General features: G+C 72.1%; 20 protein-coding genes and 2 pseudogenes. 8 read left to right on the top strand and 14 right to left on the bottom strand.

Annotated features, from left to right (window positions below):
• Positions 1-16: 16 nt before the first annotated feature.
• Complete coding sequence (locus BLR05_RS15025) at positions 17-901, bottom strand: LysR family transcriptional regulator (protein ID WP_092835581.1); 885 nt, start codon at positions 899-901, stop codon at positions 17-19.
• Positions 902-970: 69 nt separating this feature from the next.
• On the opposite strand from BLR05_RS15025, the gene BLR05_RS15020 reads away from it, so the two are divergent.
• Positions 971-2245, top strand: a complete 1275-nt coding sequence (locus tag BLR05_RS15020; protein ID WP_092835579.1) for a YbfB/YjiJ family MFS transporter — start codon at positions 971-973, stop codon at positions 2243-2245.
• 29 nt (positions 2246-2274) lie between these two features.
• Here BLR05_RS15020 and BLR05_RS15015 read toward each other — a convergent pair whose 3' ends face one another.
• From BLR05_RS15015 to BLR05_RS15005, 3 genes are all read right to left on the bottom strand, one after another.
• Positions 2275-3519 (bottom strand): sensor histidine kinase, encoded by a 1245-nt coding sequence (locus tag BLR05_RS15015; RefSeq protein ID WP_092835577.1) that lies wholly within the window; start codon positions 3517-3519, stop codon positions 2275-2277.
• A gap of 20 nt (positions 3520-3539) precedes the next feature.
• Entirely contained in the window at positions 3540-4259 is a 720-nt protein-coding gene (locus BLR05_RS15010; protein WP_092835687.1) for a response regulator, read from the bottom strand.
• Between the two features lie 100 nt (positions 4260-4359).
• On the bottom strand, positions 4360-5721 hold the full coding sequence (locus BLR05_RS15005; RefSeq protein WP_092835575.1) for an AmpG family muropeptide MFS transporter: 1362 nt from the start codon (positions 5719-5721) through the stop codon (positions 4360-4362).
• 87 nt (positions 5722-5808) lie between these two features.
• On the opposite strand from BLR05_RS15005, the gene BLR05_RS15000 reads away from it, so the two are divergent.
• The 3 genes from BLR05_RS15000 to BLR05_RS14990 all read left to right on the top strand — a co-directional run bounded on the left by BLR05_RS15000 (position 5809) and on the right by BLR05_RS14990 (position 8605).
• Positions 5809-6573 carry a helix-turn-helix domain-containing protein gene (locus BLR05_RS15000; RefSeq protein ID WP_092835573.1) on the top strand — a complete coding sequence of 255 codons (765 nt, stop codon included), beginning with the start codon at positions 5809-5811 and terminating at the stop codon, positions 6571-6573.
• Between the two features lie 71 nt (positions 6574-6644).
• Complete coding sequence (locus tag BLR05_RS14995) at positions 6645-7610, top strand: DMT family transporter (protein WP_092835571.1); 966 nt, start codon at positions 6645-6647, stop codon at positions 7608-7610.
• Positions 7611-7750: 140 nt separating this feature from the next.
• Positions 7751-8605: a M48 family metallopeptidase gene (locus BLR05_RS14990; protein ID WP_092835569.1), complete on the top strand. Its 855-nt coding sequence runs from the start codon at positions 7751-7753 to the stop codon at positions 8603-8605.
• 21 nt (positions 8606-8626) lie between these two features.
• Here the strand turns inward: BLR05_RS14990 and BLR05_RS14985 are convergent, their stop codons facing one another.
• Together BLR05_RS14985 and BLR05_RS14980 are read right to left on the bottom strand one after the other, a co-directional pair.
• Positions 8627-10144, bottom strand: coding sequence for an SLC13 family permease (locus BLR05_RS14985; protein WP_092835567.1), 1518 nt, complete (start codon positions 10142-10144; stop codon positions 8627-8629).
• A gap of 182 nt (positions 10145-10326) precedes the next feature.
• Positions 10327-10965, bottom strand: coding sequence for an MBL fold metallo-hydrolase (locus tag BLR05_RS14980; RefSeq protein ID WP_092835565.1), 639 nt, complete (start codon positions 10963-10965; stop codon positions 10327-10329).
• A 167-nt stretch (positions 10966-11132) separates the two neighbouring features.
• On the opposite strand from BLR05_RS14980, the gene BLR05_RS14975 reads away from it, so the two are divergent.
• Both BLR05_RS14975 and BLR05_RS14970 read left to right on the top strand, forming a co-directional pair.
• Positions 11133-12422 (top strand): M20/M25/M40 family metallo-hydrolase, encoded by a 1290-nt coding sequence (locus BLR05_RS14975; protein WP_092835563.1) that lies wholly within the window; start codon positions 11133-11135, stop codon positions 12420-12422.
• Positions 12423-12509: 87 nt separating this feature from the next.
• Positions 12510-13420 (top strand): annotated as a pseudogene (locus tag BLR05_RS14970) (bifunctional GNAT family N-acetyltransferase/nucleoside diphosphate kinase regulator).
• 35 nt (positions 13421-13455) lie between these two features.
• Here BLR05_RS14970 and BLR05_RS14965 read toward each other — a convergent pair.
• The 3 genes from BLR05_RS14965 to BLR05_RS14955 all read right to left on the bottom strand — a co-directional run bounded on the left by BLR05_RS14965 (position 13456) and on the right by BLR05_RS14955 (position 15151).
• Positions 13456-13980: a GAF domain-containing protein gene (locus tag BLR05_RS14965; RefSeq protein WP_092835561.1), complete on the bottom strand. Its 525-nt coding sequence runs from the start codon at positions 13978-13980 to the stop codon at positions 13456-13458.
• A 73-nt stretch (positions 13981-14053) separates the two neighbouring features.
• Positions 14054-14275, bottom strand: a complete 222-nt coding sequence (locus tag BLR05_RS14960) for a hypothetical protein (RefSeq protein WP_225979057.1) — start codon at positions 14273-14275, stop codon at positions 14054-14056.
• A 123-nt stretch (positions 14276-14398) separates the two neighbouring features.
• Positions 14399-15151 (bottom strand): LysR substrate-binding domain-containing protein, encoded by a 753-nt coding sequence (locus BLR05_RS14955; protein WP_377778126.1) that lies wholly within the window; start codon positions 15149-15151, stop codon positions 14399-14401.
• On the opposite strand from BLR05_RS14955, the pseudogene BLR05_RS14950 reads away from it, so the two are divergent.
• A pseudogene (locus BLR05_RS14950) lies at positions 15091-15348 on the top strand (aldo/keto reductase); the annotation flags it as partial. The gene BLR05_RS14955 and the pseudogene BLR05_RS14950 sit on opposite strands and share 61 nt — an antisense overlap.
• Positions 15349-15364: 16 nt before the next feature.
• Here the strand turns inward: BLR05_RS14950 and BLR05_RS14945 are convergent.
• The 5 genes from BLR05_RS14945 to BLR05_RS14925 are packed head-to-tail and all read right to left on the bottom strand — an operon-like array spanning position 15365 to position 19827.
• Positions 15365-15712 carry a DUF2218 domain-containing protein gene (locus tag BLR05_RS14945; RefSeq protein WP_092835557.1) on the bottom strand — a complete coding sequence of 116 codons (348 nt, stop codon included), beginning with the start codon at positions 15710-15712 and terminating at the stop codon, positions 15365-15367.
• On the bottom strand, positions 15709-16569 hold the full coding sequence (locus BLR05_RS14940; protein WP_092835555.1) for an ABC transporter ATP-binding protein: 861 nt from the start codon (positions 16567-16569) through the stop codon (positions 15709-15711). Before BLR05_RS14940 ends, BLR05_RS14945 begins: the two co-directional genes overlap by 4 nt.
• The gene (locus BLR05_RS14935; protein ID WP_092835553.1) at positions 16566-17648 is read right to left on the bottom strand and encodes a FecCD family ABC transporter permease; all 1083 of its coding nucleotides are present in this window, start codon (positions 17646-17648) and stop codon (positions 16566-16568) included. Before BLR05_RS14935 ends, BLR05_RS14940 begins: the two co-directional genes overlap by 4 nt.
• Positions 17645-18655: an alpha/beta hydrolase gene (locus BLR05_RS14930; protein WP_167361271.1), complete on the bottom strand. Its 1011-nt coding sequence runs from the start codon at positions 18653-18655 to the stop codon at positions 17645-17647. Before BLR05_RS14930 ends, BLR05_RS14935 begins: the two co-directional genes overlap by 4 nt.
• Complete coding sequence (locus tag BLR05_RS14925; protein ID WP_092835549.1) at positions 18652-19827, bottom strand: ABC transporter substrate-binding protein; 1176 nt, start codon at positions 19825-19827, stop codon at positions 18652-18654. The genes BLR05_RS14930 and BLR05_RS14925 overlap by 4 nt, the downstream gene beginning before the upstream one ends.
• Before the next feature lie 340 nt (positions 19828-20167).
• On the opposite strand from BLR05_RS14925, the gene BLR05_RS14920 reads away from it, so the two are divergent.
• Positions 20168-21136 carry a helix-turn-helix transcriptional regulator gene (locus BLR05_RS14920; protein WP_244160106.1) on the top strand — a complete coding sequence of 323 codons (969 nt, stop codon included), beginning with the start codon at positions 20168-20170 and terminating at the stop codon, positions 21134-21136.
• Positions 21137-21246 lie beyond the last annotated feature (110 nt).

The raw sequence follows: 21246 nt of genomic DNA, 5'->3' as shown, positions 1-21246 counted from the left end.
CAGGGGATGGCCGGGATCAGGCGCCCGGCGGCGCGCCGGCCGGGGCGTCGCGCAGCGCGTCCAGCAGCGCATCCAGGGCCGGGGTGTGCCAGCCGCGCCGGCGCACGAGCACCGTCTCCCGGTCGGGCAGCGGCACCCAGCGCAGCGCGGGCGGCTCGCGCATCAGGTCGATGACGGACTGCGGCACCACGCCGGCGCAGCGCCCGGCGGCCACGCAGGCCAGGATGGCGTGGTAGGAGGCCAGTTCCAGCACCTGGGGCGCGGCGCCGTGCCGCTGCACGCGCATCCAGTCCTCGCCCATGCGGCGGTAGGTGCAGCCGGTGCCGAAGGCGGCGAGCGTGTCCACCTGCAGGTCGCCGGGGCGCGCCACGGGCGGGTGGCCGGCCGGCAGGGCAATGGCCAGCGATTCGCTGAAGACGGGCGTGCGGTCCACCGGCGCCTCCGGGTCCACGCCGGGCGGCGGCCAGGCGACCAGGGCGCAGTCGCTGGCGTGGGCCAGCACCTGGTCCACCAGGTCGCGCGACGCGCCGGTACGCAACTCCAGCTGCAGGCCGGGCCATCGGGCGTGCAGGCGGGCCAGGGGGGCGGGCAGGCGCGCGGCGGCGGTGCTCTCCATGGCGCCCAGGCGCAGCCGGCCCACGGGCGTGCCGGGGTGCAGGGCCTGGCGGGCCTCTTCGGCCAGCGCCAGCAGGCGATCGGCATAAGCCACCAGCGAGGTGCCGGCCGGTGTCAGGGCCATGCGCCGCCCTTCGCGCAGGAACAGCGTGGCGCCCAGCTGTTCCTCCAGCTGCTGCACGCGGGTGGTGACGTTCGACTGCACCCGGCCCAGCCGCTCGGCCGCGCGGGTGACGCTGCCTTCGGCAGCGACGGCACGGAAGATTTCCAGGGCGGACAGGTCCATGAAATTCTTTTTGAGAGATGGATATTTTGAATGTTAATCTTAAAAAGAGAATAAACAAGAGGAGACCGCATGGCACACCATCCCATTCCGTCCGATCCCTTGGCCGCGGCCCCCGCCCTGGCGGATCGCCCGCTGGCCGTCGCCCTGGCCGGCATGGCCGCGCTGGGCGCCGCCATGGGCATCGGCCGCTTCGCCTTCACCCCGCTGCTGCCCATGATGCTGGCCGACGGCGTGGTCACCCTCGCGGGTGGCAGCTGGCTGGCCACGGTCAACTACGTGGGCTACCTGGTGGGCGCCCTGGTCTGCATGGCCCTGCCGTGGCTGGCGCCGGGCACGGCCCGGTCATGGCAGGGGGCCCGGCTCACGCGCTGGGGGCTGGCGGTCACGGTACTGCTGACCTGCGGCATGGCGCTGCCCGTGCCTGGCGCATGGCCGCTGCTGCGCGCGGCGGCGGGCGTGGCCAGCGCGGTGGTGTTCCTCAACGTGTCGTCCTGGTGCATGGCCCGCCTGGTGGCGCTGGGGCAGCCAGCGCTGGGCGGGCTGATCTTCTGCGGGCCGGGGCTGGGCATCGTGCTGACGGGGCTGTCGGCCGGCGCCATGGTGTCGGCGCACTGGCGGGCCGCTACGGCCTGGGCGGTCTTCGGGCTGCTCTGCGCGGTGCTGTGCGCGCTGGTGTGGCCGGTGGTGCATGGCGCGGCGCGGCGTGCGGCGGGCGCGCCGGGGCCTGTGGCGGTGCAGGCGGCCGCCCCCGCGGCCGGGGGCGGCCGCTCCGCCCGTGCGCTGCTCACGCTGGCCTACGGCCTGGCAGGGCTGGGCTATATCGTCACCGCCACGTTCCTGCCGGTGATCGCCCGCGGGGTGCTGCCGGCCGGATCGCCCTGGCCCGACCTGTTCTGGCCGGTGTTCGGCGCGGGCGTGGCGTTGGGCGCGGCCCTGTCCACCCGCACCCCGGCGGTGTGGGACCGGCGCTGGCTGCTGGCGGGCTGCTATGCGCTGCAGGCCCTTTCCATCGGCCTGGGCCTGGCATGGCCGGGGGTGCCGGGCTTCGCCCTGGGCAGCCTGCTGCTGGGGCTGCCCTTCACCGCCATCACGTTCTATGCGCTGCAGGAGGCGCGGCGCATCTGGCCGGCGGCGGGCGACAGCTTCGCTGGCCTGCTGACGGTGGCCTACGGCCTCGGCCAGATCGCCGGGCCGCCGCTGGTGGCCTGGGCACTGCACCATGCGGCCACGCCGCAGCAGGGGTTCTCGCACGGTCTGGCGATGGCGGCCGGAGCGCTGGTCCTGGGGGCGGCGGTGCTGGGCGCCATGGCGTGGCGCTGGCCGCCGGCGCTGGAAGGGGGCTGAAGCGCGGTGTGGCGCCGCCGGGGTGTCGGTCAGCCGGCGCGGGGCAGGCGCAGCACGAAGCAGGCGCCGTCCGCTCCGTCGGGCCGGTCCGCGCAGTACACGCTGCCGTCATGCCGCTCCGCGATGGAGCGCACCAGGGACAGGCCCAGGCCGACGCCGCCCGAGCGTTCGCTGGCGCCGGGCAGGCGGTAGAAGGGCTCGAAGATGCGTTCGCGCTGTGCCGGTGGCACGCCGGGGCCCTGGTCGCACACGCTCACCTCCACCTGCGTCGCCGTGCTGCGCAGCGTGACGGTGATGTCGCCCTGGCTGTAGCGCCGCGCGTTCTCCAGCAGGTTGCGCAGCGCGCGGCGCAGCAGCTTGGCGATGCCGCGCACTTCCAGCGCATCGGCGGCCGTGCCGTCGGCGGCCTGCAGTTCGGCGTCCACGCGCACGCACTCCTCGGCGGCCAGGCCCATCAGGTCCACCGTTTCCACGGTGCCCATGTCGGCTTCGCGCGCGTCGAGGCGGCTGGCGAGCAGGATCTCGTCCACCAGTTGATCCAGTTCGGCGATGTTGCGCAGGATTTCGGAGCGGAACGCCGGCGAGGGCGTGCTGCCCTGCATCAGCTCCAGCCCCATGCGGATGCGCGTGAGGGGCGAGCGCAGCTCGTGCGAGGCATTGGCCAGCAGCGACTTGTGCGACTTCACCAGGGTCTCGATGCGCGCGGCAGCGGCGTTGAACTGCCGGGCGAGGTCTGCCACCTCGTCCTGGCCGTGCTCGGCCACGCGCACCGACAGGTCGCCTTCGCCGAAGCGCTGCACGCCGCGCTGAAGGTTCTCCAGCCGCTTGAGCAGGCGGCGGATGATGGGGAACACCCCCACGGCCACCGCGATCCCCACGATGCCCAGCATCCAGAGGAAGCCGAAGGGCGGGCGCGTCCAGAAAGCGACCTCCGGGCCGCCGCGCCGGTCCCGGTCGGGGCCCGGAGGGCGCACGCGGGGCGAGAACTGCAGCGTGTAGGGCAGTTCGCCGTTCTCCGCCTCCACGCTGAATTCCAGCCCGCCCGGAGGGCCGCCCGCGGTCGGCGGCACGCGGATCGCGAGACCGCGCAGCACGGGCTGGCCCGCGGCATCCATGAGCACCACCTCGCGCGGCGGCGGCGCCGGCTGCGACAGCGCGTTCTGCTCCGATGCGATGCGCCACGCCCATCCCACCGCCAGCGTGAGCACCGCCATACCGCCGACCACGGCGAGCCAGATGCGCAGGTAGAGGCGGCGGGAAAAGGGATTGGACATGGGGGATGGCTTGCGTGCCGTCAGTCTTGTTGCTTGGCGAACACGTACCCCACGCCGCGCACGGTCAGGATGCGGCGGGGGGTCTTGGGGTCGGATTCGATGGCGGCGCGGATGCGGCCCATGTGCACGTCGATGGAGCGGTCGAAGGCTTCCAGCTCGCGGCCGCGCACGGCCTCCATGATCTGGTCGCGCGTGAGCACGCGGCCGGCGCGCTCCGCGAGCGCCACGAGCAGGTCGAACTGGTAGGAGGTGAGGTCGGCCGGCTGGCCGCCCACCGTGACGGAGCGCGCGTCGCGGTCGATTTCCAGCGAGCCGAAGCGCAGGGCCTGCGAGGGCGCCGCGGGCCCGGTCTCGCGGCGCCGCAGGATGGCCCGGATGCGGGCCAGCAGTTCGCGCGGCTCGAAAGGCTTGGGCAGGTAGTCGTCGGCGCCGAGCTCCAGCCCGATGATGCGGTCCATGGGGTCGCCCTTGGCGGTGAGCATCAGCACCGGTACCTGGGCCGCGGCACCGGGCAGCGAGCGGATGCGGCGGCACACGTCCAGGCCGTCCATGTCGGGCAGCATCAGGTCCAGGATCACGAGGTCGGGCAGCGGTCCGGCATCGCTGCCCTGCAGCCGCGCCATGCCGCTCTGGCCGTCGGCCATGTGGGCGACCTCCAGGCCCGACTGGCCGAGGTATTCGATGACCATCTGCGCGAGGCGGAAGTCGTCTTCGATCATCAACAGCTGGGCGGTACTCATGGCGTCTCTCGTCTCCTTCTGCAGGGGCAGGATGTCATGCTCTTCCCGGCGCATCTCGGGGCGTTGAAGTGGCCGTAAAGTTTCGGTAAACCGGCGGCGCTTAGCCCGGCGGGCGCCGCTGCACCCGCGCGGCCAGCGCCACCAGCAGCAGCACGGGCAGGCCCAGCAGCGCCGTGGCCGCGAAGAACTCGGGGTAGCCGAAGGCATCCACGAAACGCCCCGAGAACCCCGCGAGCCATTTGGGCAGCAGCAGCATCATGGAACTGAACAGCGCGTACTGGGTGGCCGAATATTGCACATTCGTGAGGGCCGAGAGGTAGGCGATGAACGCGGCCGAGGCGATGCCCCCGGCCAGGTTGTCGGCCGAGACCACCAGCACCAGCAGGGTCACGTCGTGCCCCTGCAGGCCCAGCCAGGCGAACAGCAGGTTGCTGGCCGCGCTCAGCAGCGCGCCGAGCATCAGCACGCGCATCACGCCCACGCGCATCGACAGCGCGCCCCCGAGGAACGCGCCGGCCAGCGTCATGATGACGCCGAATACCTTGGTGACCGCGGCCACCTCGTCCTTGGTGTAGCCCATGTCCACGTAGAACGGATTGGCCATGATGCCCATCACCACGTCGCTGATGCGGTAGACGGCGATCAGCGCCAGGATCAGCGCGGCCTGCCAGCGGTAGCGCGCGATGAAGTCGGCGAAGGGGTCGATCAGCGCGCCGCGCAGCCACTCGGCGGCATTGCGCGCAGGCGGCAGCGGGCGCGGCGCAGGCTCGCGCGAGAGCAGCACCGTGAGCACGCCCGACAGCATCGAGGCGGCCATCACCAGATAGGCCGTGCGCCAGGCACCGTGCTGGTAGCCCGCGAGGCCGGGCACCTCGGCGCGCGCCGCGACCCACAGCACGCCGGCACCGGCCCAGATCATCGCCAGCCGGTAGCCCGTCTGGTAGGTGGCCGCCAGCGCGGCCTGCCGGTCGGCGTCGGCCGATTCGATGCGGAAGGCGTCGAGCGCGATGTCCTGCGTCGCCGAACCGAAGGCCACCGCCAGCGCGCACCACACCATGGGCGCCAGGGCCGCGCGCGGATCGTTGAAGGCCATGCCCGCCAGGCCCGCCATCACCAGCGCCTGCGAGAACAGCAGCCAGCTGCGGCGCCGGCCCAGCGCGCGCGTGAGCAGCGGCAGCGGCATGCGGTCCACCAGCGGTGCCCAGACCCATTTGAAGGCGTAGGCCAGGCCCACCCAGCTCAGGTAGCCGATGGTGGTGCGGTCCACGCCCGCCTCGCGCAGCCAGAACGACAGCGTGCCCAGCACCAGCAGCAGCGGCAGGCCGGCGGAGAAACCCAGGGCGAGCATGCGCAGGCTGGCGGGTTCGGCATAGACCTTCCAGGCGGCCTTCCAGGAACGGCGGGGCGGTGCTGGCACGGAGGGCGCGGACGATGGAGGCTCTGAAGGCTGCGTGGAGGTCATGGGCAAGGGCGTGGCCGTCCCCCGGGGCGGGGGCGGCCGGGCGTGGCGGCATTATCGGGGCGGGCCGCCGGGCGTACCATCCGGGCCATGCTGCCGGGAACCCCCGCCTTCCTTTCCTGCACCCTGCGCCACTACGGCGGGGAGCACGCCGCGCATGCACACGACCATGCGCAGGTGCTGGTCGGACTGCAGGGGCGCATGGAGCTGGAGGTGGACGGCCGCGCGGCGTTCGTGGACGCCTCCTGCGGCATCCTGATACCTGCCGGTGCGCGGCACGGGTACCTGGCCTCTCCCGGGGCCCGCTTCTGCGTGGTCGATGCGGCGGCGCAACCGGGCATGGACCGGCTGCGCCGCTTCGCCGTGCCGGCCCAGGCGCGCGATGGACTTGTGCGTGCCATCGGAGGGACTGGCGGCGCCTCCTGCCTGCCCTCGCTGCCTGGCGTGTGGAGCGCGCCCGTCGCGCAGGGCGCGCAGCTGGCCGCCCACCTGGAAGCCCTGCTGCGCCGTGCGCCGCGCGTGCTGGCCCGCCGGGCCTTGCCGCTGGAGCGGCTTCAGCAGGCCGTGGAGGCCGCCCTGCACGAACCCTGGCCCACGTCCCGCATGGCGGCCCTGTGCCACCTGAGCCCGCAGCGCTTCCATGCCCGCTGGCTGGAGCTCACGGGTGCGACGCCCCAGGCCTGGCTGCGCGGGCTGCGCCTGGATGCCGCCGCGCAGCGCATCGCGCGCGGACAGCGGCTCGACGATGCGGCGCTGGCCTGCGGCTACGCCACGGGCACGGCCCTCGCGAGCGCGCTGCGCCGGGAGCGCGGCACGGGTGCCCGCGCGCTGCGCGGAGACGCGGGAAGGGGCTGAGGCACGGCGCAAGGCGCACTTCGAGCGTTGCGCGACATCCGGCGGCCGTGCCGCGTGGCACGCTCGCAGCCATGTCCTCCCCATCGCCAGCGACTTCGTCCGCGACGCCACCTTCCACCTCCATCTCCCGGCCGCCGGCACAGTCCCCTGCCCGGGCGCCGCTGGGCATCGGCATGGTGCTGCTCGCTGCCGTGCTCTGGGGCACGACCGGCACGGCGCAGAGCCTCGCGCCTTCCGGCCTGGCGCCCGTGTGGGTGGGGGCGCTGCGGCTGCTGATCGCCGGTGCCTTCTTTGCGGCGCTGCTGCGGTGGCAGGGCGGCGCGCGCGGCCTCGGTGCGCTGCCCTGGCGCGGCGTGCTGGCCGGCGGGGTCTGCGTGGCCGCCTACAACCTGAGTTTCTTCGCCGGGGTGAAGGCCAGCGGCGTGGCGCTGGGCACGGCGATCGCGATCGGCAGCGGCCCGATCTGGGCCGGGCTGCTGCAAACCGTGGTGCAGCGCCGCTGGCCCGCGGCCGTGTGGTGGGCGGGCACGCTGCTCGGCGTGGCGGGCGGTGCCGCCATGGCGCTGGACGGCCGCACCAGCGTGCAGGCGCCGCCCGGCGGCATCGCGCTGTGCCTGCTGGCCGGCCTGTCGTACGCCGCCTATGCGCTCGTCAACCAGCGGTTGGTGGCCCGTGCCGCGCCGGGGGCGGTCAACCTGGCGGTGTTCGGCTCGGCCGCGATGCTGTCCCTGCCGGCCGCCTTCGCCATCGCCGGGCCGCTCGCGGTGTCGGCGCGCGCCTGGGGGGTGGTGCTGTACCTGGGCCTGGTGGCCACCGGGCTGGCGTACCTGCTGTTCACGCACGCGCTGCGGCACATCAGTGGCGCGACCGGCGTCACCCTCGCGCTGGCCGAGCCGGTCACCGCGTTCGCCCTGGCCGTGGCGGTGGTGGGCGAGTCGCCGTCCGCCATGGCCGTGTGGGGGCTCGCGGGCGTGCTCGGCGGGCTGCTGATCGTGGTCTGGTCGGAGATCCGTGGCCGCAAGGGGGGTGCGGGCTGACGGACGCCGCTTCGGCTGCATGGACATTTGCGCGGGCGGCCTACAGCCGCGCTGCGGCAGGGCGCACTAGACTCGCCCCCATCATGCCGAACGATCACCCGACTTCCCCTTTCGCGGCCGTCGATGGGTCTCCGGCGGCCGTGCCGCATTCCGACACCGGCTGCCGCTTCTGCACCGTCCTGCGCACCGGACCCTGGAATGCGCGGCGGGGCTTCCTGCTGGCGGCTGGCGCGGCGGCCGCGGCCCCGGCGCTGGCCCAGGTGGACGTGGGCTCTGCCTCGCAGATGCGGCGCCTCGTGCCGGCCGAGCAACTGGAGGCCGCCGCCGACCAGCAGTACGACCAGATGCTCGCCAAGGCCAAGGCCCAGCGCGCCCTGGCCGGCGACACCCATCCCCAGCTGGTGCGCCTGCGCGGCATCGGCCAGCGCCTCATCCCCTTCTCCGCCCAGTGGAACGACCGCGCGCGGCAGTGGAAGTGGGAGGTCAACCTGATCGGCAGCAAGCAGATCAACGCCTTCTGCATGCCGGGCGGCAAGATCGCCTTCTACACCGGCATCCTGGACCAGCTCAAGCTCTCCGACGACGAGGCCGCCATGGTCATGGGCCACGAGATGGCCCACGCACTGCGCGAGCACGCCCGCGCCCGCCTGGCCAAGACGCAGGCCACGAGCATGGGCCTGTCGCTCGGCGCGCAGTTGCTGGGCCTGGGCGACCTGGGCAACGCGGCCGCGAACCTCGGCACGCAGCTGATCTCCCTCAAGTTCAGCCGCAGCGACGAGACGGAGGCCGACCTCGTCGGCCTGGAAATGGCCGCCCGCGGCGGCTACAACCCCGAATCCGCCGTCACGCTCTGGCGCAAGATGGGCGAGGCAACGGGCGGTCAGGGCGGCCTCGCGTTCCTGTCCACCCACCCGAGCGGGCCGGACCGCATCCGCGAGCTGGAGCAGAACGTGCCGCGCGTGCAGGGCCTCTACCAGGCCGCGCGGCGCGGATGAGCCCGCGCCGCCTGCGCAGCGTCAGAGCACGCCCATCCAGGGCCACAGCGTGGCCGACAGCAGCAGGATGAGCGCCAGGCCCGCCAGCGTCACCACCAGCCCCACCTTGGCGAACTGCAGCGTGCCGAACGCGCCCGTGCCATAGCACAGCATGTTCTGTGGCGCGTTCGTCGGCAGGATGAAGCCGAACGACACCACGAAGCTCTGCACGAGCACGATGCCGAATGCCGTCTCCTTCGAGACCGGCAGCGTCTGCGCGAAGGCGATGAAAATGGGGATCAGCGTGCTGGCCAGGCCCGTGGCGGAGGCGAAGCCCAGGTGCAGCACGATGCTGAACACGGCCAGCGCGCCGATCACCGACACCACCGGCAGGCCCGAGAGCCCCAACTGCCCCAGCGTCTGCTGGGCCAGCCAGCCGGCCGCCCCGGTGCGTTGCAGCAGCGTGCCGAGCGAGATCGAGGCCGCGAACAGCACCACGGTGCCCCAGGGCACGAGTTTTTCTGCCTGCGCCCAGTGCATCACGCCGATGCGGGGCATGAGCAACAGGGCGATGCCCAGCTGCGTCGTGGTGGTCGTGTCGAACGGGTGCAGCGTGCCTTCGGTGGACCAGAGCACGAGCAGCAGCAGCGCCACCGCGATCAGGCGCTTTTCCGGGGCACTGACGGGGCCCAGCGCGCGCAGTTGCTCGCGCAGGTTGCCCGCGGCGCCCTCGGCGTCGGGCACCTGCGGGCGCAGCAGCCACAGCGACACGAAGAACAGCACCACGGACATGCCGACGGTGAAGGGCAGGGCGGCCAGGAACCACTGCCCCCAGGTCACGCCGTGCCCGAAGGCACCCTGCATGAAGTTCAGGCTGATGAGGTTCTGCGCCGCGCCCGTCTTCACCGCGATGTTGAAGATCGAGCAGGCCTGCGCCGTCACGATCATCAGCGTGGCGCCCAGGCTGCTGCCCACGGGCAGGCCGAGCGCCGCGGTGATGCCGACCATGATCGGAATGACCGCACCCACGCGCGCCGTGGCGGAAGGAATGAACAGCGCCAGCACGAACCCCACCAGCATGGCGCCCAGCGTGAGGCGGGCCGGCGAGATGCCCACCCGGCTCATCACCAGCAGGGCCACGCGGCGGTCCAGCCCCGTGTGCTTGAGCGCCACGGCCAGGAACAGCGCGGCGGCCACCAGCAGCACGGCCGTGGATGAGAAGCCGCCCAGCATCACGGTGAGCGCATCGGCCGAGCCCATGGGTTTGGCGCCCGGCGTGAGCGGCTTGCCCATCAGCCCCACCACCGCCATGCCGGTGAGCAGCACCGCGCTGTTGGCGGGCGAGACGCATTCGCTGATCCACAGCGTGACCACGAGCACCAGCAGCCCCAGGGCGACCTGGCCCGAAGGCGAGAGCCCGGCCGGCGCGGGCAGGGCGAGCACCAGCGCATACAGGCCCAGGGCGAGCAGCAGGTAGCCGAGCTTGCGGCGGGAGTCGGGCTCGGGCTGCGAGGTGATCGGAGCGGCGGGAGAGGGCGAGGGGACGGGTGTCGTCGTCATGGCGGAGGCTTTGCTTTCACGGTGAGGCCCGTGGCCCGCCATGGATCGGAAACGACCGATTGCGCGGTGCCATCAGGCCTGCCGGAAAGGATGCCCGCATGCCGCCGTCGGGGCATTGACGGGCATCAAGGCCGGATGGATGCCCGGCCGTGGCGCTCGCCGCATCCGCCGCGGAGGGCCGCTCAGGTGCCGCCGACGTAGGGATTGCTGCGCCGCTCGCGCCCGAAGGTGCTCTCCGGCCCGTGTCCGGGAATGAACACCGTCTCGTCGCCCATGGGCCACAGGCGCTGCACGATGCTGTCGATCAGGTGCTGGTGGTTGCCCTGGGGGAAGTCCGTGCGGCCGATGCTGCCGGCGAAGAGCACGTCGCCCACGAAGCAGCGCTGGATCTGCGGCGCGTGGAACACCACATGGCCGGGCGTGTGGCCGGGGCAGTGCCGCACGTGCAGCGTCTCGTTGCCGATCTGCACCGTTTCGCCGTCGTGCAGCCAGCGCGTGGGCGTGAAGGGCCGGGCGGGCGGAAAGCCGAACATCGCGCTCTGCTGCGGCAGCCCGTCGATCCAGAACTGGTCCCCCGGATGCGGGCCGGTGATCGGCAGGGACAGCCGCCCGGACAGTTCGCCCGCGCCGCCGGCATGGTCGATGTGGGCATGCGTGAGCCAGATCTGCTCCAGCCGCAGGCCGCGGCGTTCCACCTCCGCGAGCACCTGGTCGAGGTCGCCACCGGGGTCGATCACGGCAGCCGCTTGCGTGCCGTCGCACCAGACGAGCGAGCAGTTCTGCTGGAAGGCGGTGACGGGTTGGGTGTGGTAGTGGAGCATGGGGCTGGAAGGGGCGCGCTGAAAAGCCTCATTGTTGCCGGCCCCGTGCAGCTCGAACAGCCCCGGCACCCGGCAGCATCCCGAAGATGCCGTTGCAAGAGCGTGCCGCCGAAAGGCCCCGTCCATAATTGCCCACTTCCCACACCACCGAAGTCCCGTACAGACCCATGCGCCACACTCGAATTTCGACCTCCGCACTTCGCCCCGCCGTCGTCGCACTGTCCCTGGGTTTCGCCGCCGCAGCCGCGCATGCGGCACCTGTGGCCGAAGTGCACGACCTGGCCCGGAAGGAGCAGCCGGCCGTGCTGGACACTCTCCGCGACCTGGTCCAGATAGAGTCGGGCAGCAAGGACATCGAGGGACTGAATCAGATCGCCGGCCTGATTGCCGGCCAGCTCAAGACCTTTGGCGGCACGGTGGAGGTGCTGCAGCCCTCCGACATCCACCGCCTGGACGATACGCCCGAAAAGGTGGGCCCCGCGGTGAAGGCGGTGTATCGGGGAACCGGCAGCAGGAAGATCATGCTGATCGCCCACATGGATACGGTCTATCTCAAGGGCATGCTCAAGGACCAGCCGTTCCGGATAGAGGGCGACAAGGCTTACGGCCTGGGCATCTCCGACGACAAGCAGGGCGTCGCGCTGATCATCCACACGGTAGCGCTGCTGCACAAGCTCGGGTTCAAGGACTATGGCACCCTGACGGTGCTGGTCAACGGCGACGAGGAGATCAGTTCGCCCGGCTGGCGCAACACCATCACGCAACTTGCGGCGGACCAGGATGCGGTGCTCTCCTTCGAAGGCGGTGGCACGGACGGCATGCTGCGACTGGCCACCAGCGGCATCGGTGCCGCCTACCTCACGGTGCAGGGCAAGGCGTCGCATGCGGGCGCAAGGCCTGAGGATGGGGTGAACGCGCTCTACGAACTGTCGCACCAGCTACTGCAGCTCAAGGACCTCTCGAAGACCGAAGACGGGCTGAAGCTCAACTGGACCGTCGCCCAGGCCGGCACCAACCGCAATGTGATCCCCGCCCAGGCCACCGCGCAGGCCGATGCCCGCGCACTGAGGGTGTCGGACTTCGACGGGCTGGAGAAATCGCTGCAGGCCAGGGTGCAGACGAAACTGCTGCCGGCCTCCGCGGTCACCGTGAAATTCGAGGTGCGCCGCCCGCCGTTGGAAGCGACCGATGCCTCGCGACGGGTGGCCGGCTATGGCAAGACTATCTACCAGGAGCTGGGTTTGCCGCTGCAAGTCGCCGAGAGGGCCACCGGTGGCGGCACCGATGCAGCCTTCGCCGGACTGAAGACCAGGGGCGCCGTTGTCGAGGGCATGGGCCTGTCGGGCTACGGCGCGCATTCCAACGATGCCGAATACGTGCAGATCGGCACTATCGTGCCCCGCCTGTATCTGGCTGCCAGGATGGTGATGGACGTTTCGCGCGACCGGATCAGGTGACCTGGGCCGGGCAGATTCTTTTTCCGAAAGAACCGCCATGGCCCTGGCCATGGAAGGCTTTCATGGTCGCAACCCGATGGGGTGAAGATGAACAAGCCTTTCATTTCCCTGTGCCCGGAAATCACCCGGGCCCACGCACTCCTGTTGATGGACTGGCTGGAAGACGAGGGCGTGACCCGCTAGCTGAGCGATGCGCGCGATGTCTTCCGGTCCATCGGGCAGGTGGTCGGCCGGGTCCAGCTGCCGGTGCTCACGCATCTGTTCAACCAGGGTGGCCGGTTCTTCATGGCCTGCGACCGGCATGACGTGCCCGTGGGCTTCGTCCGCCTCGTCAAGGACGGCCCGGACTGCGAGATGGTCCTGGCCATCGGCGACCGCGCCAACTGGGGCGCCGGCTGGGGGCCAGCGCGATCCGGGAAGGGATGAAGCGCGCCTTCTTCGACATGCGGGCCGAAAGGCTCATCGCCAAAGTCCATCCGGACAACGCGCGGTCGCTCAAGGCGTTCCTGCGCAGCGGATTCGCGCTGGAAAGCGAAGGGCCTTCCGTAACGTCCCTGGCCATGGGCTCGGATCGCTATCTCCGGCTCCTGCGCGAACACCCTGTGGCCAGTACCCCCGCCATCCACGTCACCGAGATCGGCGAGGCCCGGCTCCGGCAACTCGTCGCGTTCCACCCGGATCCGGAGATTTTCGAACTGGAGCACGAGATCGAGCGGGCCACCGTCGTCGATCCGCGGCAGGTGGCGGAGGACGTCGTCACGGTGAATTCCAGGGCCCTGCTGGAGGTGGACGACGAAGGGGTGGATGTGGCACTGGTCTATCCGGGGGATGTGGACGAGGCCGCCGGCAGGCATTCCGTCTGCTCGGGCCTCGGCACCGCGATCCTGGGCTACCGGGAGGGCGAAGCCTTCCGCTGGCGGATCGCGAACCGGACCCGTCGCATCCGTATCCGGAAGGTGCTCTACCAGCCGGAAGCCCGGGGCGATTTCCACCTGTAGGCCCGCAGCGGCACCGGCTGTACCGGCCTGCCCGCTCAGCCGGCGGAAGCCGGCTTGCCTGTCCCGGGCTTGAGCCGCGATGCCAGCAGGTCGGCCGTGTACCGCAGGCGGCCGATGTCGGCTTCCGGGTGGATGCCCCGGCTGAAGCAGCACAGCGTGCCATAGACCCCGCCTCCGGGCAGGCGCACCGGCGTGCTCAGAAGCGTACCGACGGGATACCCCGGATCCGGCGCCTTCCCTGCCTTGACGTAGGCGGCCGCATTCTCCGTGCGCTCCGGCAGCCGGCCTTCGATGACGTGCTGGCACCAGGTTTCCTCGACCGGGTCGGACGTGCCGGCCGGAAGGGGATCGAAGCCGGGCGCGTGGTCCACCGCCTGGATCGTGCGGCGCCCGTCTGCGATCTGCGAGACGAAGGCCACGTCCATGTCCAGCCGCGTGCGCAGCAGGCGGAGGACGGCGGGGACGGCAGACGGCAGTTCGGGGTCGGCGGAGTCGCAGGTGGCCACCAGCAGTTCCGAGATCCGGACATCGAGGTCGTCGGGGTTGTAGTCGAGGAACATGGCCCAGTCTAAGCATCAGCAGGTGCGCGCGTAAAAGGCAGTCTGCAACAGAGCGTACGGCCGGGCACACCCGTCATGCGCCGGCGGGCCGGGCATGGTTGCCGCGGCGCGGGGTTTTTTGGCCCGTGGACGGCCGGATGCCGGGCCGCAGGTCCGGGCACAGATCGCCGCACGCGAATCGCTGCCAGACCAGCCGGTCGCGCTCCTCGCAGAACCAGAAGCAGATGAAGGAGCCGTCGCCGTTGTCGCAGGTCACCAGCATGCGGATGTTCCCGTTCCGGGAGCGTACGTACATGCCGGGGCGGAGTAAAGGGATGTTCGTCGGGCGCATGGCGGCATTGGAGTGCCCCGGGGGGCGGGGCGCCTTGCGTTTTCGCAAGCCTGTCTCCAGGAGGAGGCACGGTCCTACAGAGGCCTCTCAATGCCCGGGCTCGACCAGGCGGGCCGCCAGGAAATCCAGGAAGCAGGCGATGCGCGATGCCGGCTGCGTGTTGCGGTAGTACACCGCGCTGATGGGCTGCCGCACGTAGGCCGTATCCCGGGTCAGCAGCTGCAAGAGGTCTCCGCGCTCGCGGTCATGCGCGGTCATGAAATCCGACAGGCAGACGATGCCGGCGCCCGCCAGCGCGAGCTGGCGCAGGGTTTCGCCGCTGGAGGCCGCGATGTCCGGAGTGACAGTCCATGCGTCGCCATGGGGGCCGCGGCGGCTGGAGCCCAGCGGGCGGGCATGCAGCGTGGAATCGCGCAGCGTGCCGATGCGGGTGGCGACATCCGTGCGCCGCTCCAGCAGGTCGATGTTGCGTTCGTCGGTGTCCAGTTCCAGGGCGATCTGCGGGCAGGTGCTGCGGAATGCAGGCACCAGCGGCGCCACCACGTGCAGCATGAACGGCGTGGCCGCGTTCACGCGCAGGCGTCCTGCGGGCTGGTGCCGGCGTGCAGCCATGTGCTCTTCCGCCTCGTCCAGGGCCGTGAGGATGGCCCGGGCGCGCGTGAGGAAGGCGTGGCCTTCCTCCGTGAGCTCGATGCGGCGCGTGGTGCGGCGCAGCAGCGTCGTGTCGAGCTTCTTCTCCAGGCGCGCGAGCGCCCGGCTGACGCCCGACGCCGTCTGGCTACGGCCAGATGCTGCAGGATGCGGAGATCCAGTCGATCGCGCAGGAATGCGATGCCACACCGGCCCAGGTCGCACTGGCCTGGGCGATGCAGTCGAGCTTCGCCGTGATCCCTTCGTCCACGCGCCGCGAGCACCGTCACTCCAACCTGCGCGCCACGCAGCTGCGGCTGGAGGATGCCCACATGCAACGCATCGCCGCGCTGGACCGCGGCGGCCGGCTGGTGGACCCGGAAGGACTGGCCCCGGCCTGGGACTGAAACGGCCGACGGCGCTTCAGAAAGGGGCGCCGCTGCACGTGCCCACACGCGCGTCCGGGCCCGCATCTGCATCCGCATGCACCGGCGCGTCCCACACCACCTGCAGCGGGCTCTTTCGCGAGAACAGCTCCACGTGCGAATCGATCGCATGCTGCACGCGCGCGAGCGCTTCGGCGTCGGCCGCGCTGCAGTCGAAGGACAACTGGCCGGCGTCCGCCCGCAGCACGCATGCGCCCCACGGAAAGCGCGCGTCCCCGCGCACCTGGTCGTATTCGACCGGGATCTTGCGGCGGAAGTGGTAGCACAGCCGCGTGAGGAAGCGGCTGGCCTCGGCGGTGTCCATGCGGCCGTGGCGTGTGATCATGAAAAGGCAGTGTCGTGGGGGTGTGGGGCACGGGCGATCGCGGCGGCGCCGGCCAGGGCCAGCGCTTCGTCGGCGAGCACGACCGGGTGGCCACGCGAGCAGCGCTCCACGCGCGCCCGTACGCCGTAGGCTTGCTGCAGCAATTGCGGCGTAACCACGTCGGCGGGTACGCCATCGGCCAGGATGCGGCCCTGGCCCAGCACCAGGATGCGGTCGCAGAAGCGCAGGGCCAGGTTGAGGTCGTGCACGGCGATGAGCGCGAGCGTCTGCCCGCCGTCCACCAGGGCGCGCACGGTCTGCAGCACGGTGAGCTGCCAGCGCAGGTCGAGCGCGCTGGTGGGCTCGTCCAGCAGCAGCAGCCGGGGCGCACGCACCAGTACCTGGGCGAGGCCCACCATCTGGCGCTGCCCGCCGGAGAGTTCGTCCAGCCGGCGCAGCGCCAGGCCGTCCAGGCCCAGGTCGCCGAGCACGCGGGCCAGTGCGGCGTCGGCGCGCGCGCCGGCAAGGTCCGGGCGGCCTGCGCGCACGGCGCTCAGCATCGATTCGTGCACCACCAGCGAGGTGGCCTGCGGCAGCGTCTGCGGCAGGTAGCCCACGCGGCGCAGCCGTTCGCGCGGAGCCAGGCCGGCGAGGTCGTCACCGTCCAGGCGCATGGAGCCGCGCGCGGGCTGCAGGCCCGCGATGGCGCGCAGCAGCGTGGATTTGCCCACGGCATTGGGGCCCACCACGGCGGTGAGTGTGCCGGGCATGGCGCGCGCAGGCGCGATGTCCGAGAGCACCGTGCGGCCCGGGTAGCCCACCTGCACCTGCTGCAGCACCAGGCCTTCCACCGCTGCATCGTGGTTCGCCGCGCTCATGCCGGCCGCCTGCGCGCGAGGATCAGCGCCATGAACATCGGCACGCCCACCAGCGCGGTGATGATGCCGATCGGCAGCACCACGCCCGGCACCAGCGCCTTGCTGAGGATGGAGGCGCCCGCGAGCATCAGCGCGCCCGCGAGCGCGCTGCCCGGCAGGTAGTAGCGGTGGTCCTCGCCCACCACCAGCCGCGCGATGTGCGGCCCCACGAGGCCCACGAAGCCGATCGTGCCCACGAACGACAGCGCGGTGGCCGCCAGCAGGCTCACGCGCAGCATTGTCACGAGCCGCAGCCGCTCCACCGCCACGCCGAAGCTGCGCGCCTGGTCCTCGCCCGCGCGCAGCGCCGTGAGCGGCCAGGCGTGGCGCGCCGACCAGAGCCCGCAGAACGCGAACACCGTGCCCACCAGGCCGATCTTGTTCCAGGTGGCGCGCGACAGGCTGCCCATGGTCCAGAACACGATCTGCTGCAGCGCGTTGCTGTCGGCGATGAACTGCAGCAGCCACAGCAGTGCCTCGAAGGTGAACAGCAGCGCGATGCCGAACAGCACCACCGTGTCCACCGTGGCGCCGAAGCGCCAGGCCAGGAACTGGATGAGCAGCGTGGCGCCGGTCGCCGCGGCGAAGGCGCACAGCGGTACGGCCAGGTTCTCGCCGAACGCGACCAGCGTCAGGCCCGAGACCACGGCGACGGACGCCCCCACGGCCGAGGCCGCCGAGATGCCGAGGGTGAACGGGCTGGCGAGCGGGTTGTTGAGCACCGTCTGCATCTCCGCGCCGGCCAGCCCCAGCGAGGCGCCCACGAGCACGGCCATCGCGGCATAGGGCAGGCGCACTTCCCAGAGGATAACGCGCTGTTCGTCCGGCAGCGTGCCCGGCGCCAGCAGGCCGGCCCACACGTCGGCCAGAGGAAAGTGGGAGGGGCCGGTGGATACGTCCACCGCGAACGCCAGCGCGAGTGCCACCGCCATGGCCGCGAGCACCAGCACGCGCACCGAGGCGAAACGCCGGTAGCGGCGGGCGAGCGCTGCGCCCGCCGCGTCGCCGGCGCCCGGGGCGCTCGGTGCATCCACGGTCATGCGGCGGCCTCCTGCAGCGCGAGCGCGACGGCGCGCCCCGCGGCCGGTGCCATCGTGCTGCCGTGGTCCTCGTCCTCGAAGCGCACGAAGCGCGTGCGCAGTCCCGGCACGCCCTCCAGGTGCCGCGCCCAGTCCTGCGGCGTTCCCCCGGCCTGGCGCTGGCGCACGATGGCCGCACGCGCGGGGTCCGTCGGCAGCACCGGCGGCGCGCCCTCGCGGCCCCCCGCGGTCATCAGCAGGTCGATGCCGGCAGGCGGCAGCGCCCCGGCACGCGCGCGGGTGATGAATCGATCCCGCTCCCGCGCCAGCGGCCCGCCGCGCCACCACACCGACGGGCTGGCGGCGCAGTAGTGCGTGAACAGGGCGGGGCGGGTGAACAGGGCGTGCAGCGTCAGCAGGCCGCCGTACGAATGGCCGAACAGCGTCTGCCGCCGCGGGTCGAGCGGGAAGCGCTCCGCGATCCAGGGGCGGATGCGCCCTTCGAGCAGGTCGAGGAACGCGTCGGCGCCGCCTTCCCGGCGACCGCGCGGGTCCACCAGCGGCGCCCCCGCGGTCCCCGCATCGTCACCCTGCAGGGGCGGCGTGTAGTCGTAGGCGCGGGCGGTGGTGTCCAGCACGCCCGGCGTGGCGTAACCCAGGCCCACCACCACCGCCGAGGAACGCGCCGCCGCATCGCTGCGCACCGCACGGTTGCGCACCAGCTGCGCCACGATCGGGAACAGGATGTTGCCGTCCAGCACGAAGATCACCGGGTGGCCCTCGGGTGGCGGCGGGACCAGCGGCTCCGCCACGAAAATGCGGTGCACGTGGCCGTTCGCGGCCCAGTCGATCTGCCGGGTGCCCGGCATGGCGAAGGCGGGCGCGCCGTCCAGCGGCGGCAGGGCGGCATCCGCGTGGCGGGTCGCCAGGACCGGCTGCCCGGCCGCGCATCCCGCCAGCGCGAGCGCCGCCCCCGCGCCTGCGCACAGCAGGCCGCGGCGCTCTGCCGAGGTGGGCCCGGCGCTCATCGGGGCAGCTCCGTCCAGTAGGTGCCTTCCAGCGCGAAGGGCTGGAAGCGCTCGGTCAGCGTGCGGAAGGTCTCGCGCGGGTCGACGTCTGCGAACAGTTCGGGATGCAGCCATTTGGCGAACACCTGCACCGCGACCACGTTGAAGGGCGAGTTGTAGAAGTGGTGCCAGATGGCGAAGGCGCGGCCCTCCTGCACGGCTTTCAGCTGGGCGATGCCGCGGCGCTGCACCGCGCGCGCGAGCGAGGCGCGCGCCGCCTCGGGCGTGGCGTCGGCGCCCAGCACGATGCGCAGCGGCATCCCCTGCGCCGTGGCGGCCGAGCCGATTCCCGTGCCGATGTAGAAGCGCGGCTGCCGCGCGATCAGCAACTCCGGGTTCAGCGTGCCGAATTCCCCGGGCACCAGCCCCTTGCCGATGTTGCGGCCCCCCGCGGCGTCCAGCAGCATGCCCACGAGGCCCACCATCGTGTCGCAGCAGCCTTCGGAGAGGCCCACGCGGTTTTCCAGGAACACCGTGGGCGCCTCCGGCCTGGCGCGCGCCAGCCGGTCCGTCACCACGGCCAGCTGCGCCTTCCAGGCTGTGACGAAGGCGTCGGCCTCGGCACGTCGGCCCAGCACCTCGCCCAGCAGCGCCATGCTGCGCGGCGTGTTGCGCAACGGGTCGTGCCGGAAATCGATGAACACCGCGGCCACGCCGGCCGCCTCCAGGCGCGCCAGCGTCTCGCGGTCCCGCTCGCTCGGGCCATGCCCGCCGGCCAGCCCGAGGATCGCCACCTGGGGCCGCAGCGCGACCGCCTGCTCGTCGCTGAAGCTGCCGCTGCTGGTGCGCCCCACGCGCGGCACCTGGTCGAGATGCGGAAAGCGGCGCGCCCACTGCGCGTAGCCGGGGGCGTCGAGCTTCTCGAATTCGCCCATCATGCCCACGAGCCGGCGCGTCGGGTCCTCGCGGTCGAAGACGGCGAGGGCGGGCAGCAGCCGGCCCTCGCCGAGCAGCACGCGGTCCACGCGGGCCGGCAGGCGGACGGTGCGCTGCGCGAGATCGGTCACTTCGATGAAGCCGGCCGCAGCGACAGGCTGTGCCTGGCCGGTGGCGGGCAGGGCCCACAGGCCGGCGGCCGCGGCCACGGCGCCGCAGAGGGTGCGGCAAACGGAACGGCGAAAAAGGAAGGTCATGGTGGCGTGGCGGATGCAGGAGAGAGGAAGAAGCCGGACGGGCGGAGGGGAAGGCAGCCGCGCGCGATCCGTGCGCTCGGGATGCGTCCCGCGGATCACACCGGGCAGGATGCGCAGACCAGGGGAGCGAGACCGGCACCGACCGGGTTGCCATGGAATTGTATTGAGAACCATTTGTGTTATCGATCGCTGCCTGATAGCATCCCACGCACTGCGGCACCGCGTGTTTGCACCGCCAACGAAGATGTTTGCGCGGCCCCGCCTCCTTGTCCGCTGGCCGCTTTCCGCCCGGCCTCTGCCCCTGCATCTCGCCCGTTTCCCCTGCCGCCGCTGCCCCGCCGTGCCGCCGTCCGCACCTTCCGTCCATCCCCTCGCATCCGTGCCCGGCGCGCTCGCCGCCGAGCCCGCGCTGCGTGCGCATTTCCTGCGCATGCGGCAACTGCGACCAGGGCTGCATCTGCACACCGACGATGCCTGCGACGAGCGCGACCTCACCGCGCAGGCCGAAATCGAGGAAGGGCTGCGCATCGTGCTGCTGCTGGAAGGCTCGGTGGACGTCTCGTACGGCCCCGAGCGCGTGCGGCTCACGGGCCGCGCCGGCCATGCCAGCGCCCTGCTCGTATCGGTGGCCGAGCGCGAGCACTTCACCCGCCGGGCCCGCCAGGGTACCTATGCGCGCCGCGTGAGCCTGGGCCTGGGCTGGGACTGGATCGCCCAGGCGCTGGGCGAGGGCGGCGATCCGCCGGGCGCCCGCGGGCAGCTGGGCGAATTCCGCCACCGCCACCTCGCCATGCAGCGGTGGCAGGCCTCGCCGCGCGCCGTGGCGATCGCCGAACAGCTCGTGCGCCCGCCGGTGCTCGAGCCACTGCTGCAGCACCTCTACCTGGAAAGCCGCGCCCTCGAACTCGTGGGCGAGGCACTCGGCACGCTCTACCGCAATCCCGCCGCGCCGCCGCCCCCCGCGGCCTCGTCCGCCGCGCTGCGCCCGCGTGAGCACCAGCGCCTGCGCGAGCTGCACGCCTTCCTCGGCTCGGGCGAGGCGGACCAGCTCTCGCTCGACGAGATCGCGCGCCGCGCCGGGGTGAACGCCAACACGCTGCAGCGCCAGTTCCGCACGGTCTACGGCACGACGGTGTTCGACTACCTGCGCGATTGCCGCCTGCAGCGCGCCCGCCAGGCCCTGGAGCGCGACGGCCTCACCGTCGGCCAGGCCGCGATGGTGGCCGGCTACACCAGCGCGGCCAACTTCGCCACCGCGTACAAGCGCCGCTTCGGCCTCTCGCCCAAGCAGGCCCGCAGCCGCGTCTGAAGAGAGCGGCGGCTCGGGCACCCGAGCCACGCTGGCCCGGGCCTTCCGCGCAAACATCTTTGTTGGCGCGGCAAACCACCGCGCAGGCAGGGCATGGAAGAATCGTTTCA

Origin of the sequence: Paracidovorax cattleyae, assembly GCF_900104515.1 — a bacterium.
Taxonomy (GTDB): domain Bacteria; phylum Pseudomonadota; class Gammaproteobacteria; order Burkholderiales; family Burkholderiaceae_C; genus Paracidovorax; species Paracidovorax cattleyae.
The sequence above is the reverse complement of the archived record's forward strand: the minus strand, read 5'-3'. Positions and strand labels throughout refer to the sequence as shown.

Bases quoted from the DNA above. Each gene is read 5' to 3' on its own strand.
- BLR05_RS15025 (WP_092835581.1), bottom strand. From the start codon at position 901: ATGGACCTGTCCGCCCTGGAAATCTTCCGTGCCGTCGCTGCCGAAGGC.
- BLR05_RS15020 (WP_092835579.1), top strand. From the start codon at position 971: ATGGCACACCATCCCATTCCGTCCGATCCCTTGGCCGCGGCCCCCGCC.
- BLR05_RS15015 (WP_092835577.1), bottom strand. From the start codon at position 3,519: ATGTCCAATCCCTTTTCCCGCCGCCTCTACCTGCGCATCTGGCTCGCC.
- BLR05_RS15010 (WP_092835687.1), bottom strand. From the start codon at position 4,259: ATGAGTACCGCCCAGCTGTTGATGATCGAAGACGACTTCCGCCTCGCG.
- BLR05_RS15005 (WP_092835575.1), bottom strand. From the start codon at position 5,721: ATGACCTCCACGCAGCCTTCAGAGCCTCCATCGTCCGCGCCCTCCGTG.
- BLR05_RS15000 (WP_092835573.1), top strand. From the start codon at position 5,809: ATGCTGCCGGGAACCCCCGCCTTCCTTTCCTGCACCCTGCGCCACTAC.
- BLR05_RS14995 (WP_092835571.1), top strand. From the start codon at position 6,645: ATGTCCTCCCCATCGCCAGCGACTTCGTCCGCGACGCCACCTTCCACC.
- BLR05_RS14985 (WP_092835567.1), bottom strand. From the start codon at position 10,144: ATGACGACGACACCCGTCCCCTCGCCCTCTCCCGCCGCTCCGATCACC.
- BLR05_RS14980 (WP_092835565.1), bottom strand. From the start codon at position 10,965: ATGCTCCACTACCACACCCAACCCGTCACCGCCTTCCAGCAGAACTGC.
- BLR05_RS14975 (WP_092835563.1), top strand. From the start codon at position 11,133: ATGCGCCACACTCGAATTTCGACCTCCGCACTTCGCCCCGCCGTCGTC.
- BLR05_RS14965 (WP_092835561.1), bottom strand. From the start codon at position 13,980: ATGTTCCTCGACTACAACCCCGACGACCTCGATGTCCGGATCTCGGAA.
- BLR05_RS14960 (WP_225979057.1), bottom strand. From the start codon at position 14,275: ATGTACGTACGCTCCCGGAACGGGAACATCCGCATGCTGGTGACCTGC.
- BLR05_RS14945 (WP_092835557.1), bottom strand. From the start codon at position 15,712: ATGATCACACGCCACGGCCGCATGGACACCGCCGAGGCCAGCCGCTTC.
- BLR05_RS14940 (WP_092835555.1), bottom strand. From the start codon at position 16,569: ATGAGCGCGGCGAACCACGATGCAGCGGTGGAAGGCCTGGTGCTGCAG.
- BLR05_RS14935 (WP_092835553.1), bottom strand. From the start codon at position 17,648: ATGACCGTGGATGCACCGAGCGCCCCGGGCGCCGGCGACGCGGCGGGC.
- BLR05_RS14930 (WP_167361271.1), bottom strand. From the start codon at position 18,655: ATGAGCGCCGGGCCCACCTCGGCAGAGCGCCGCGGCCTGCTGTGCGCA.
- BLR05_RS14925 (WP_092835549.1), bottom strand. From the start codon at position 19,827: ATGACCTTCCTTTTTCGCCGTTCCGTTTGCCGCACCCTCTGCGGCGCC.